The sequence below is a fragment of the Thermopirellula anaerolimosa genome (assembly GCF_054657335.1).
This window is the reverse complement of record NZ_BAAHYX010000006.1, coordinates 3,101,900-3,115,241: the sequence shown is the minus strand read 5'-3', so window position 1 is coordinate 3,115,241 and position 13,342 is coordinate 3,101,900. Positions and strand designations below refer to the sequence as shown.

11 protein-coding genes are annotated in these 13,342 nt (G+C 61.8%); 5 read left to right on the top strand and 6 right to left on the bottom strand.

The features are described 5' to 3' along the window. Positions 1 to 183 precede the first annotated feature (183 nt). Positions 184 to 738, bottom strand: coding sequence for a manganese efflux pump MntP (locus ACYQ6J_RS17160; protein WP_460185421.1), 555 nt, complete (start codon positions 736 to 738; stop codon positions 184 to 186). Between the two features lie 549 nt (positions 739 to 1,287). Beyond that, positions 1,288 to 2,430 carry a DUF1559 domain-containing protein gene (locus ACYQ6J_RS17155; RefSeq protein ID WP_460185420.1) on the bottom strand — a complete coding sequence of 381 codons (1,143 nt, stop codon included), beginning with the start codon at positions 2,428 to 2,430 and terminating at the stop codon, positions 1,288 to 1,290. A gap of 409 nt (positions 2,431 to 2,839) precedes the next feature. Between ACYQ6J_RS17155 and ACYQ6J_RS17150 the strand changes: the two genes are divergently transcribed. The 5 genes from ACYQ6J_RS17150 to rplT all read left to right on the top strand — a co-directional run bounded on the left by ACYQ6J_RS17150 (position 2,840) and on the right by rplT (position 7,103). Continuing rightward, complete coding sequence (locus tag ACYQ6J_RS17150; RefSeq protein ID WP_460185419.1) at positions 2,840 to 3,130, top strand: hypothetical protein; 291 nt, start codon at positions 2,840 to 2,842, stop codon at positions 3,128 to 3,130. A gap of 120 nt (positions 3,131 to 3,250) precedes the next feature. Beyond that, positions 3,251 to 5,212 carry a threonine--tRNA ligase gene (gene thrS, locus ACYQ6J_RS17145; protein WP_460185418.1) on the top strand — a complete coding sequence of 654 codons (1,962 nt, stop codon included), beginning with the start codon at positions 3,251 to 3,253 and terminating at the stop codon, positions 5,210 to 5,212. A 332-nt stretch (positions 5,213 to 5,544) separates the two neighbouring features. Then, complete coding sequence (infC, locus tag ACYQ6J_RS17140) at positions 5,545 to 6,063, top strand: translation initiation factor IF-3 (protein ID WP_460185417.1); 519 nt, start codon at positions 5,545 to 5,547, stop codon at positions 6,061 to 6,063. A 317-nt stretch (positions 6,064 to 6,380) separates the two neighbouring features. Beyond that, entirely contained in the window at positions 6,381 to 6,590 is a 210-nt protein-coding gene (rpmI, locus tag ACYQ6J_RS17135; RefSeq protein ID WP_460185416.1) for a 50S ribosomal protein L35, read from the top strand. A gap of 144 nt (positions 6,591 to 6,734) precedes the next feature. Next, positions 6,735 to 7,103 (top strand): 50S ribosomal protein L20, encoded by a 369-nt coding sequence (gene rplT / locus ACYQ6J_RS17130; protein WP_460185415.1) that lies wholly within the window; start codon positions 6,735 to 6,737, stop codon positions 7,101 to 7,103. 73 nt (positions 7,104 to 7,176) lie between these two features. Here the strand turns inward: rplT and ACYQ6J_RS17125 are convergent, their stop codons facing one another. The 4 genes from ACYQ6J_RS17125 to ACYQ6J_RS17110 form a co-directional block, all read right to left on the bottom strand. Next, positions 7,177 to 7,905 carry an exosortase-associated EpsI family protein gene (locus ACYQ6J_RS17125; RefSeq protein ID WP_460185414.1) on the bottom strand — a complete coding sequence of 243 codons (729 nt, stop codon included), beginning with the start codon at positions 7,903 to 7,905 and terminating at the stop codon, positions 7,177 to 7,179. Positions 7,906 to 7,959: 54 nt separating this feature from the next. Then, the gene (locus tag ACYQ6J_RS17120; RefSeq protein ID WP_460185413.1) at positions 7,960 to 10,251 is read right to left on the bottom strand and encodes a polysaccharide biosynthesis tyrosine autokinase; all 2,292 of its coding nucleotides are present in this window, start codon (positions 10,249 to 10,251) and stop codon (positions 7,960 to 7,962) included. Between the two features lie 264 nt (positions 10,252 to 10,515). Further along, complete coding sequence (locus tag ACYQ6J_RS17115) at positions 10,516 to 11,457, bottom strand: CBS domain-containing protein (RefSeq protein WP_460185412.1); 942 nt, start codon at positions 11,455 to 11,457, stop codon at positions 10,516 to 10,518. A 99-nt stretch (positions 11,458 to 11,556) separates the two neighbouring features. Continuing rightward, positions 11,557 to 13,191 carry an AAA family ATPase gene (locus ACYQ6J_RS17110; protein WP_460185411.1) on the bottom strand — a complete coding sequence of 545 codons (1,635 nt, stop codon included), beginning with the start codon at positions 13,189 to 13,191 and terminating at the stop codon, positions 11,557 to 11,559. Positions 13,192 to 13,342 lie beyond the last annotated feature (151 nt).

Genomic DNA, 13,342 nt, shown 5'->3' with positions numbered 1-13,342 from the left:
CGGCGGGAAACGGTCGGGCGGGCATCCGCTCGCAAAGAAATGTCCCGACGGCCATTGTACCATCCCAAGACCGCGCGGTGTTCGGGCATTTGCGAGACGGATCCTCTTTTTTTTCGGTCCGGTTTTCCCGAACGCCGGAATCGCCTGGAACCTCGTGGAATAAGGCCTGAAGGGCAAGGGAACTCAAAGATGCTCGATCAAGATGCGGCAACCGATCCCGATCAGCACGAGGCCTCCGGCAACTTCGGCCCACCGCGACCACTGTCCGCGAAGATACGCCCCGAAACGGATTCCGATCATGCTCAGCGTCCCAGCCACCAGGCCGATGGTCAAAGCAGGCCCGAGTACGGCTACCTCGAGCAAGGCCAGCGTCAACCCGATCGCCAAGGCATCCAAGCTCGTGGCCACGGACAGCACGACCAGCGACCAGCCTCGGGTAGGATCCTTTGCGGCGGAGGCACCGTCGCGCCGAAAGGCTTCGCGAATCATCTTCAGGCCCAATGCAAGCAGCAACCCGAACGCGAGCCAATGGTCGGCGCTAGCGAAATAGACGGCCAATTGGGAGCCGATCGCCCATCCCACCAGCGGCATCAGGAATTGGAACAGCCCGAAGTGGAACGCGATGCGAAAAACGTGACGACCGGTGAGTCCGGCGATCTGCATCCCGGCGGCAATCGAGACGGCCAGAGCGTCGAGAGACAAGGCGACCGCGATCCCGAGCGTTTCCAAAATCGACACGAGGATTCCTCGATTAGGGCACCATCCGGCGGGGCGTTGCGTAAAAACGACACCGCCGACCGAAGTCGGCGGCTGATGAAAACACCTCTAATGTACGCCGCGGTAACGCCAAAGTCGACCCGCCCGCAACGCGCAGCAGGAACCATCCAGAGCAGCCGGCGGTGGGAATGTGAAAACGACTTGGAGCCACCAGCGTAAGCTGGTGGTGGCGTTTCCGGCGCCGGCGGTAGTAGCCGCTGGGTTAGGAAGACAGCGCTAGCTGACGCTAGCGGCTCTCGAAAAATCGCGATTACTCGAGCCACCAGCGTTAGATGGCGGCGCACGTGTGAAAATAATTTGGAGCCACCAGCGTAAGCTGGTGGTGCCCCCGTGATCTACGCCGGGGCGCAAAAAACACCTCCGACTTACGCCGGAGGCTCAAGGATATCGGCACGATCGGCCTAGGTTGGGGGCGATCGAACTCCACCACCAACTCACGCTGGTGGCTCTAATTCTAATATCATTGTGTCACCACCAGCTCACGCTGGTGGCTCTAAACTCGTTGTGTCATTACTGATTGCTGTACGTTTCGCCGCCGGACTTGGAGCCGAGCGCGCCCCAAACGCCGTACAGGCTCGGGCCGCTCATAGGCTGTGTCACGCCCGCCGCCAAATTGCCCGTGTCAATCGTGCTGCTGATGAATCGCACGGATCCGTCCACGAAGACGCAATTGACACCCCCGGGATGTCGGCTAACGGGCGGAAGCGCCAAGTGCACGCCGTCGCCATATCGGGCATTATCCTCGGCGCAGGAGGGTGAGTTCGGCGCCAGCACCGTCGTAATCCCCACGTACATCGGCTGACCGTCCGTCCACGAATTACCCCAACGATTGCCTTGCACCGTCGTCCCGGCCACGTAATACTTTCCGTCCGTCGTGTTCAAGCAAACCTGGGGGGTTGCTCGCAGGCCGCCCACCGGCGAAGCGATCGCCCGAGTATGCTCCACTTGCCGGGCACTCACGGAAACGGGGTACTCGGCGTTGGGCGTACCGTTGCTGCACAACCGCTCGCTCATGGCGATCGTGTTGCTCGTCCCGTCTGTGACGTCCGCCATGCTGTAGCATCGAGCGTACGCAAACATTCCCCGGACATCCTGGGCATCGCGGATATTCTCGATCTGATCGCCGATACTGAAACCATAACTGTTGTACCGCCCGCGTTTGTCGGGATAGCCGTTGTCGGAAGGGCAAAGCAACGCGTCGGGGGCGTCGTTCCAAACGGACCAGCCCTGCCAGCCTCGGGGGCCGTGCGGGGCCACGGGAGTGCCGCCGTTGGTCGCGCCGGTCGGATCGCCCGCCGCGATCTGATCGTACAGCGCCCGCTGTTCGATGAACGGCAGGATGGGAATGAATCCGGACTTCCGGTTGCCGTTTCCATCCCAATTGCCCGTGAAACCGGGCCAACCGCCGCTCGTCCCGCCCTTGCGATACGGAAACACGAGGCTGATGTCGTGATAGTTTTGCAGGGCCAATCCCAACTGCTTCAAATTGTTGGTGCACTGAGACCTTCGCGCTGCTTCTCGGGCGGCTTGGACCGCTGGCAAGAGTAGAGCGATCAAGATCCCGATGATGGCGATCACCACCAGTAGTTCCACCAGGGTAAAACCACGAGTCTCCCCGGCGAAGCGACGTAAGGAGCATGTTCTGCTGCGCATGGCGCAACTCCTTGAGAAAGAGATAAACGAATGAGCTGATCCGCGGATCGGGTCGCACGACCCGACAAACAACCGCAGTGAATGCATCCGAAGCTCGATAGCTCCTTTTCCGATGCTTCGGCCGCCCGGCTTTCGGAAGACGGGAACCTCCCGACATTCACTGGCCGCACCGTTCGCCGTATGACCAATTCAGTTTAACACCGTCGGCGCAGAAAAGCATCTATTTTGTCGCTTCAAAAATGGCGACTCCTGCCAAAGCACGCGACGAAAACATACAAGATATCGCGCCAGCATCTACGCTGAAAGTTTTTCCGCTATTGTATCCGCCAACAGGTGGGGAACCCCTGAACAACGTCCGCGACTTCGGCGGCTCGTGTATCTCGGTCTTGTTTCCGGCCCGAAATGGCGGATGCGCGAGGTTTACGAGGGCTATATGTCTTCTCTGTCGCTCGGATTATCGGTCGGTCACCTCGTGATCGCGATTTCCCGCCACGGCATGACCTGGTTCATCATACGGATCAACTCGTGCCGTCGGCCGGGTTTGTACATCACGTCGAAGCCGCCCCTCGCCAACGTCGGTTTCTACGACATCAGTCTCTACGCGCTGGGCAACCAAGCGGAGCGTAAAGCTCTCGCCACAGAGACCGCCCCGCCCGCTCGGCGTTCGCCGCCGTTGAACATGGACAATTTTTCCGCATGACCCGGTCCAACCGCTCCGGGCAATCTTTTCTTTTCGCGCCAAATATTCGATACTGTTAAGGTTCGCGGTCGCGAGCGTCCGGGTGGCGTTTGCGGCCCGTGCGGGGAAAGAAGGATTCGCATGCTGGAACTAATTTTGCCGGATGGAAAATCGTTGCGGTTCGATCGTCGGGTCCGCGGACTGGACGTTTTGGGCGACCTGGGACCGCGGTGGAGCAAGACTGCCCTAGCGGCCAAACTCGACGACCGCTTGACCGATTTGTTGACCTATCTGCCGGAGGACGGACGCGTCGCGTTTCGTCTGCTTACGCAACGCGACGCCGAGGTCCTGGAGTTGATGAGACACTCGGCCGCGCACCTGATGGCCCGCGCGGTCATGCGACTTTTCCCCGGCACCAAACTGGCCTTCGGCCCCCCGGTCGAGAACGGGTTCTATTACGATTTTCTCCTTCCGCGCAGCCTTACCGAGGAGGACTTCCCCAACATCGAGGCCGAAATGGCCCGGTTGGCCGAACTGGATGAACCGTTCGAACGCCTCGAAGTTCCCCGCGAAAAGGCCGTGGAAATCTGCCGCGAACTCGACCAACCGTTCAAGGTCGAGCATTTGCAGGATGGGCTGAAGAACGAGGCGACGGTCTCTTTTTACCGGCAGGGCGAGTTTCTCGACCTGTGCGAGGGGCCGCACGTGCCCTCCGCCGGTTGGATCAAGGCCTTCAAACTGCTGTCGGTGGCAGGCGCGTATTGGCGGGGCGACGCATCGCGCCCGCAACTCCAACGCCTGTACGCCACGGCGTGGTTCTCGCAAGACGAAATGCGGCAGTACCTCGACCGGTTGGCCGAGGCCAAAAAGCGCGACCATCGCGTGCTCGGCAAGCGATTGGAACTGTTCGCCATCGAGCCGACGGTGGGTTCCGGGCTGATTCTATGGTTGCCCAAGGGCGCCATCCTTCGCCGTGAATTGGAGAACTTCCTCTACGAGGAATTGATGCGGCGAGGCTACCAGGCCGTTTATACGCCACACATCGGGCGGGTCGAGCTTTACCAAACGTCGGGTCACTACCCCTACTATGCAGACAGCCAATTCCCACCCATTCAAATGGCCGAGGGCGACCGCTATCTGCTCAAGCCCATGAATTGCCCGCACCACATTATGATCTACCAATCCCGGCCCCGCAGTTACAAGGAACTGCCCCTGCGATTGGCCGAGTTCGGGACGGTCTATCGTTTCGAACAGTCGGGAGAGTTGACGGGCATGACCCGGGTGCGGGGATTCACCCAAGACGACGCCCATATCTTCTGTACCGAAGAACAGGTGCCGCAAGAGTTTCGTGCCTGCATCGAGATGACGCAGTTCGTGCTGCAAACGCTGGGCTTCGAAGAATATCGCGTGCGGCTGAGCCTCCGCGATCCGGCGAGCGACAAGTACGTGGGCGACCCCGAAGTCTGGCAGCGAGCCGAAACCGCGCTGATCGAGGTCTGCCGATCCATGAATCTGCCGAATCTGGAGACGGCCCCCGGCGAGGCGGCCTTTTACGGTCCCAAAGCCGATTTCATCGTCTCCGACTGCATCGGCCGAGAATGGCAGTTGGGCACGGTGCAACTCGACTACAACCTTCCCAGCGCCGAACGTTTCAATTTGGAGTACATCGGGCCCGACAACCGCCCGCACCGTCCCGTAATGATCCACCGCGCTCCCTTCGGCTCGTTGGAGCGTTTCACGGGCATTTTGATCGAGCACTTCGCCGGGGCATTTCCCCTCTGGCTCTCGCCGGAACAGATTCGCGTCGTGACGGTCAGCGAAAAGTTCGAGGAATACGGTCGCAGCGTGGAGGGGCGACTGCGCGAGGCGGGGTTGCGCGTCAGCGGAGATTACCGCGCAGAGAAGGTCGGCGCCAAAATCCGCGACGCCCAGTTGGAACTGGTGCCCTACATGGCCGTCATCGGCGGGCGCGAGCAGGAAAACGGCACGGTCGCCTTGCGATCGCGGCACGAAGGAGACCTGGGCGCCGTGCCCGTCGAGTCCTTGATCGAGCAACTGCTCCACGAAGCCCGATCGCGACTTTTGCCCCGAAAAAAGCCCTGACGTCGCATGCCCAGGCTTACGCCGCGCATTTGCGTCCCCTTTCGCGTACACGGGCCCGTCTGCGGTGCCGCTTTTCCGCGACGGTCTGTTGACTTCCAGGGCGACTTGAACAATACTCTAGCAAAAATCGGCGCCATCGCGAGGAACCGTACAGTTTGCCGCGACGGCTGCCGATGGGAAAAAACGCGGAGCATGTTGGGGCCGATGCCTTTGTGTTCGGGCGGAGTGGTTCTCTCACCCCAACGGGGCACGAATGACTGAGCGGAAAGTCTTCGGCGCGTGCCGGAGCGACGGGTTAAGGTATCACTGGGTTCCGGAGATCTTGTTCGGTAATGAGGAGTACGACAATCGAGGAGAAGAATTATCGCGTCAATGAGCGGATCCGCAGTCCTCAAGTGCGGTTGATCGGAGTGGAAGGCGAGCAATTGGGCATCGTTTCGCGGGATCAGGCCTTGTCCGCCGCCCGCGAAGCAGGCCTGGACCTCGTCGAAGTCGCTCCCAACGAACAACCGCCGGTTTGCCGCATCCTTGACTTCGGCAAGTTCAAGTATCTGCAAAAGAAACGGGCCCAAAAGACACAGGCCCAGCAGATGAAGCTCAAGGAGATCCGCGTGCGGCCGGGCACCGGCGAGGCCGACCTCAACGTCAAAATCAACCGCGCGAAAGAGTTCCTTGGAGATCGAGACAAAGTCCAAGTCTCGGTTATCTTCCGCGGTCGAGAGTTGGCCCACATCGACGAGGGGGAAAAGGTCCTCAACTATATCATTGAGCGGCTCGCGGAATTGGGCAAAGTCGAAGGCGGAATCAGTCGCCAAAGTCGCCGCCTGATTTGCACGTTCGTGCCCAAGTAACCCCACCTGCACGGCATTCAAACGCCTCACTCAGAATCCTCCCTCCTTGCGAGGGATCGGAGATTTTTCGATCGCGTGCGGTTCGGCAAGGGCGATCCGTCGCCTTGCGCCTTTTTCGTCGGGCAAGCGGCAGGCTGTCGCCTTCCCAACCGCTAGGGGAGCGGCTATAATCTGGGTTTCCTTCGCGCGAATTCGGCGCGAACCTTCGCGCCCGGGCGGCGTTTCGTGCGAATTTTTCCGCTCGGACGCGGTTCGAGCGAAGCAATATTGCGGCTTTGCGGCGGATACGCTCCACCTTCATTACGGAACCGATTGGAATGGCCGTCAAAAAATACAAACAGAAGACCAAGAAAGCCGTTAAGAAACGATTCAAGATCACCGCGAACGGCAAGGTGAAGCACCGCACGGCGGGCACCAGTCACTTGGCGACGCGGAAAGATCAAAAGACCAAGCGGAATCGTCGCGGCACCGACGTGCTGGACGAAGCGGAAACGCCGCGCATCCTGCAAATGCTACCTAACGGCTGAAATCCGCCCGACGATCGCACGCCGCGATCGGTTCCGGAGCGGGCCGCGTCCTCCTTGTTGAGGGAGGTGTGAACGGCGAGCGGGCTGGAAACGCCTCTTCGCGAAGAAGAGGGGCCTTGTTCTCGTACTTAAGAAGGTGTTGCCATGCGTACTAAGACGAGTTCCACAAGACGTAAGAATCTCAAACGCCTTTTCCGCCGCGCCAAGGGTTTCGTGGGCGGCAGGAGGAAGCTGGTCCGAACCGTCAAGGAGACGTTGGTCCGCGCCGGCGTCTATGCTTTTCGCGACCGCCGCGTCCGCAAACGCGAATTCCGCCGTCTGTGGATCGTCCGGATCAGTGCCGCCGTTCGCCAGCGGGGCATGTTGTACAGTCGCTTCATCGACGGCCTGAAAAAGGCCCACATCGACTTGGATCGCAAGACGCTGGCCGAGTTGGCCGTCTCCGATCCCGAGGGCTTCGATCGCATTGTGGAGCAGGCCAAGGCCGCGTTGGAGCAACCGGCCGCCGTCTGAGCGGTTTGCGATCGCGTGCCGTCGACTCTTGGTCCTATCACCGGACCTTTGGGCTGCGCCGGAGGGATCGTTCCTACTCGGCGGTTCGCGGCGGGTTTCCGCCTTCGGCCTCCAGCACCGGCGTCAAGACGGCGTCCAAATCGGGCAGCAGTTCCCGGGCGAGCGCCGCGGCGGGGCCTTGGTGCGCTAACGTCCCGGCCGGCGATTCCGCGACGAAATAGGCCTTGACCAGGGGTCTCCGTCCGCCATAAGTCCATCGCGGCATCGGCGGCGATTTCCAACCCGATCCGTCCTGCCAGGCCCAAAATACCCGCAGTCGCACCGTGCCGGTCGGTTCCGCTTTGGAAAAAACGGCGGTGGTGAATTCGGCGGTTCGAGGCGCGCCGCCTTCCGGTGCTGCGTATTCGATGAGAAAGGGGTATGGCCGTCCCTCCATGGTGAAGCCCGCCCCGGGATAGCAGGCGTCCGGCGTGTGCACCGCGACGTCGCGCGACCATCCGCCCACCAGGAAGACGGTTGCGTCGTCCGCCGTCGTCCGGTTGCGATACGAGGCCGAGACGATGACGGATGCCCCGCTGATTTCGAGGACACGGGGGTCGATGGGCCCGGCATTCCGGCCTTGCCAAGACCGCGTCTCCAGCGGCAGAGATCGGACGGCCTCCACAAAGCCCGGCGGAAGATCCCCGGAATGATCGGTCCAGCGTCCCGACCAATATCCCTCTACAAGGGCGCACACGACGATGGCGCCCGCCGTCAACCCCGGTACGACTGCTCGCCTCCCCAACCCGAGTGTTCCTGCCATCGTGCGATCCCCGCGATTTCACCCGCAACCGCACACTTTCCGTCGCGGCGTGCGTCAGGCCTTGCTCGAGGGTTGAGACGCCACATCGATCGTGTAACGGCGATAGTACGAGCGATATCGGCGAAAATGCGAACCGTGCACCACCACGCCCAAAAGCGGCATGTCTACGGCGCGGAGTTTTTGCGCGGCCTCGTACACCCGGGCAAGGCGACTGCCGTCCTGAAGAACCGAGAGCAAGACGGCGTCGGCGAGTCGCGCCAGCACTAAAGCATCCGCGGTGGTGAGAAGCGGGCTGGTATCGACGATCGCCAGGTCGAAGTTGTCGCGGAGTCGGCGAAATAATTCGTCGGCCTTGCCTTGGGCGATTCCCTCCAAGGCGGCGGCGTCGCCGTGACCGGCGGTCACCACTTGGAGCATCTCGAATTCCGTTTGTTGGATGACATCCGGGAGGGCCGCCTCGCCGCGAACCCACTCGCTCAATCCCGGACCCAACCTCCGGCCGAAAATCCGATGGACGCGCGGACGGCGAATATCTCCGTCCACCAGAACGGTCCTTCGCCCTGCTCGTGCCAAACTCAGGGCCAATTGGGCCGCCACGGTCGTCTTGCCCTCTTGAGCCAAGGCGCTGGTCACCAAGACCACCTTCAGGCCGTCCTGTTTGGCCCGGTGCAACAACGTGGTGCGAATCTGATCCACGGACTCCGTCAAGACCGCTCGAACGTCGGCGGGAATGGTGCCGTTGCGAGAAACATTGGGCAGCCACCGCCGCCGCAAGAGCGGCAGGTTGCCGATGACGGGAAGCCCCAATCCGTAAGCCAACTGCGACGTGGAACTGACGGGCCGCAGCAGATAATCGCCCAAGACCACCACGATCACCACCCCGGCCAAGGTCGTCAGCCCGATGAACAAGACCAACCGCTGCTTGTCTTGCAGGTTGTTCACGCGGGGGACGTCGGCCGGTTCGAATTCCACGACGCGCGGAGGGGCCTCCAATTCCACGTTCCAGCGTTCCAACTCGTCGCCCGTGCGATCCGCGATGGCCTTGAGCCGCTCCAGTTCTCCCCGCTCCGCCTCCAAGTCGGCCGAGTATTTGCCGAAGCGTTCGGCGTCGGCCGCCTCTTTCTCGAACTGTTCCAAGGCCAGTTTCAACTCGTCCTCGAGGACGGCCTTTTCCAGCTCGGCGGCGGCGATTTCGCTTTGCAAGCGTTCCGCCTCGGTGGGAGGCAATCCGGTGCGTCCCTTTTCCAATTGTTCGCGGGCGTATTGGGTCAAGGCCGGTTCCAACTCGGCCCGGCGTTGGGCCACGGCGGCCTCCAACGAACGCAATTCCTCGGTCAGTCGCCGCACCGTGGGGGCCTCGGTCCCCGGCACCACGCGCTGCCGTTCCTCGAACAGTTGCGACTCGATGAGACTTTTGCGTTGCGCGGCGGCGGTCAGCCACGGATCGGCCGATAAACCCGCCTCCACAATCTGTTTGATCACCGCCTCATCCCGGGCGCGGCGTTCCTCCTCCGTACTTTCGGGCCGCTCTTTTTCCAGCAATTCCAGCCGGGATTGCAGCACCGCCACCTTGCGATCCAGCCCGCCGATTTGCCGGCGAATCTCGTTCACGCGGCGGCGATGATCGGCCAGCGTCTCCAGGGCCGTGATGGCCTTGCGCCGCACCACCTCCGAATCGCTGCTACCCACCGCATTGGCCAGTTCCTCGTACCGGGCGGACCGGTTCTTCACCAACTCCAACGTGCGCTCGTAGCTTTGCTGAAGCAGGTTCTTGCGGCGGAGGACGAATTCTCGATCGACGTTCACCACCTGCTCCATGTAGGCGTCCTTGACGGCGTTGACGATCTCCTTGATTTGCCGCGGGTCCTCCCCTTTCATGGAGATTTCCAGGATGTCGGCCTCCCCGGGGAAGCGAACGCGGATCTGCTGGCGCAGCCATTGCACGGGGTCGGCCTTGCCGGCAAGCAACGGCAGTTGCGCAATGCCTTCCCGTCGCAGCGCTGCGTTCAGAACCAAGTTGCTGGTGATCAGCGTCGCCTGAGTCTGCCGCTGCCGCAAAAGTGGATCATCGTCCCGCGTCTCGAACACGACCTTGGGCCGCTGAAGCGAGACGCGAAGCCAAGCCGCGGCCGTATATTCCACCGGAATCTTTCGATCGGCCACGAACATGGCGATTCCCGGCAAAATCGTGCCCAAGACCGCGACCCAAAGCCAGCGGCGGCGCAGCGCATGAAGTACGTCCACGGGCTTGGGCGGTCCCTGAAGAGTCTCTCGAACCGCCGCCGGGACGACCGGTCCGGACGTCTTCGTCGTCGATTGCAAGCCTTGATGGATACTCAGCGTCATGGACATGAATCACGTGGTCCGCAATGGCGGGAACCACCCTCGCGTGTCGCTTCGCAAACCGGTATCGGCAACGGAGTGGAGGCACATCAGGCTCAACTCTGGCCGAATCTTTATTGTGGTTGCCGAAACGCGAGATTTCTAGCAAGAATCGCCGACTGGGCGGGCAAATTGAGCACGGCGCGGCGTCGGAGAGTTCACGACGGTTGCGGGATCGCTCCGCCGCGGCACCCTTTGACGAGAATCCGAAGGCCGTCGCCCCGGACCTCACGAGGTGGGAAGCAGCGTCTCCTCGGCCTCGCGGACGGCCAAGGAATCGACTTGACCTAGGCTCTGGATCACCGCCTGGAAGGCGATCAGCACGTCCGTGGCGGTGAGGATTCCGACCACTTTGTCGTCGCGGACGACCGGCAGGCAGGAAATTCGGCGTTGCAGCAAAACCGTTACCGCCGGGATGATGTCCGTCTCGGGGGAAACGGTAATCGGCGGTCGCGACATCGCCTCTTGCGCCGTCTTACCCCGCGCCCGGCACACGTCACGGTCGCTGATGACGCCCAGCACTCGGCCCGTCCGATCGACCGCCAACACGTGGCGAATCTTGCGTTCGCGCATCAGTTCGGCGACCTTCAAAATGGGCGTGCCGGGGCCGACCTGAACGGGGTCGTTCGTCATGACGTCTTGCACGCGAACGGTCCAGGCCTTGCGTCCGCGCTCGTCGTCTATACGACGCAGGAGCAGTCTTCGAATGACGTTGCGTTTTTGAAAGAGCAACTGCTCGTGGGCGAGCGGCACGACTTCCGCGGCCTCCGCGGTCTTGCGACGGAACGGACATCCCTTCCTCGCTGTGAAAAGCAAGAGCAGGACCGCCGCAATCGCCGTCCCTCCCGCCGTCCACCAAAGTCCGGTCCCTTGCGCGGCAACGGCGTCCCCATCACTCTGCCAAACCGCGAGAGCATCGAACCATGCGACGTCGCCCGACGGATCGTCGAACCGGTAGGACGCAATGATCCGTCGGTCGGTCGCGGCGTCCTTACGGCTTTTCGCGATCCGCACAAAGGATTCGCGCGCCGTCATCCCTACGGCCACGACCAGCAGCAGGCCAAGCGCGATCGCGGCCAAGATAACCGCGTACTCCGAGGCGGCGGTGCCGGCATCTTCGCGAATCCACCTCTTGCGACCGTTACGAACGGTGACCCACCATCGTTTCATCGCCTGCGTTCCCTCCTCGCTGATGTCCGTTCGGACGAACCGTCGTCGCACGTCGCCCGCACCGCCTCGGTGCCAAGGGAGTCGATTGCGCCGATCCGATCACATCACGGCGAAATAATTGTCCACGGCCAGGTCGAACAATTCGGGCGACATCCGCGGCGCGACATCGGCGTATTTGCAATAGTTGAGGACCTGAAGCAGCAGGTCGCGGGGCTGGCAAAAGCGAAAGGCGCGACCGCATCGCTTGTAGTGCTTTTCCACTAAGTAATCCACGGCCGCGGCATTGTATTGAATGCCCATCTTCGGAGCCAAGACCTCGAACAGATTGCGAAACTCCTCTTCGCTGGGATCGACGACCTCGATCTTGTACGGGATACGCCGCAGAAAGGCCTCATCCACCAATTCCCGCGGTTCCAAGTTGGTGGAGAAGACGATCAATTGATCGAACGGCACGCAGATCTTCTTGCCGTTGGGCAGGTTGAGGAAGTCGTACCGCTTCTCCAGGGGCACGATCCAGCGATTGAGCAGTTCGTGGATGGGCATGCGCTGCCGCCCGAAGTCGTCGATCACCAGCGTGCCGCAGTTGCTCTTCAATTGCAGGGGGGCCTCGCAGATGCCGGTCGAGGTGTTCAACGTCACTTCCAGCGCCGCCATGGTCAACTCACCGCCCGCGATGATGGTGGGTCGGCGAATGCGGACCCAGCGGCGATCGACCTTTCGGGCGTCGATCAAGCCGGTATTCTCCGGCAAGGGAACCTCGTGGTGATTGACGGGATCGAAGACGCGGATGATCTCGCCGTCGATGCCCAGGGCGCGCGGCACCCAGATGTACGGACCGAACGCCGCCGTCACGCGCTCCGCGATGCTCGTCTTCCCATTACCCGGCGCACCGTACAAGAACAACCCTCGTCCGGAGTTGACGGCAGGCCCGAGGCGATCCAGCATGCGGCGATTGAGCAGCAAATCGCCGAAGGCGGCCCTCAATTCATCGGCGGTGGGTCGCTGCTGGGTCAGCGATTGCGCCTGCACGCTCTTGACGTAATCTTTGAGCGAGACGGGAGCGGAACCGAAATAGGTGCAGTGCTGGGAGTACCGCCGGGCACGCTCGCGCCCCAATTCTCCCAGTTCGTAAACATAATCGTTCATGGGGGCGTCGCAACGATGCGCCACCAGGCGTTCCAGCTTCATGCGACGCATCAGTTGATCGACGAGGACGAAGGGGAGTTTGATCTGCTCGGATACCGCGCGACCGCTGGCTTCTCCCCGCGCCAAGAGGTACTTCAGAATCAGCGCCTCGACCTCGCTCTCGGTCAGTTGGGCCTCTTCGAGGGACTCCGGTTCGATGGGCACGAACTCGGTCTTGGCCCAACTCTCCAGCGTGCGACCGCCGTCGGGGAACGGCGCGGCGTTCGCTCCGCTTGCCGATTCGTCTCCCGATCGGGCGTTCTTCTCCTCCGCGGCAACCAGTCCTTGAATGCGGCGTAAGACGCGCTCGATTTCGGCGTCCTGCTCGGGGTCCTCCGAATCCTTCGCCGAGGCTCGGCGGGGTTCCAACACGTCGAGGTCTTCCCGCGGCTCATCCGTGCCTTCTTCGCGGCGATTCTCTCCGGGCGGCGGATAGCTTTCGTTCTCCGGCGGAGCGGCCTCCAGGACCTGAAGCACATCTTCGTCGGCAAGTTGCGAATCTCGCCCCAAGAGGCGCGCCAGCAAACCTGCGTCGGATTTCTTGGTCATGGAATGTCTCGTGCTCAAGTGGGTAAGCAGGGCGACCAATCCGAGTCGCGGCCCCATTCCGTCTGCGTTCGCCGATACGAATCCCCCGATTACTGCCGAGGAATCGGCTCAAGAAAAGCATACGTTACGAGCGAGGGAGCGGCCCGCTTTC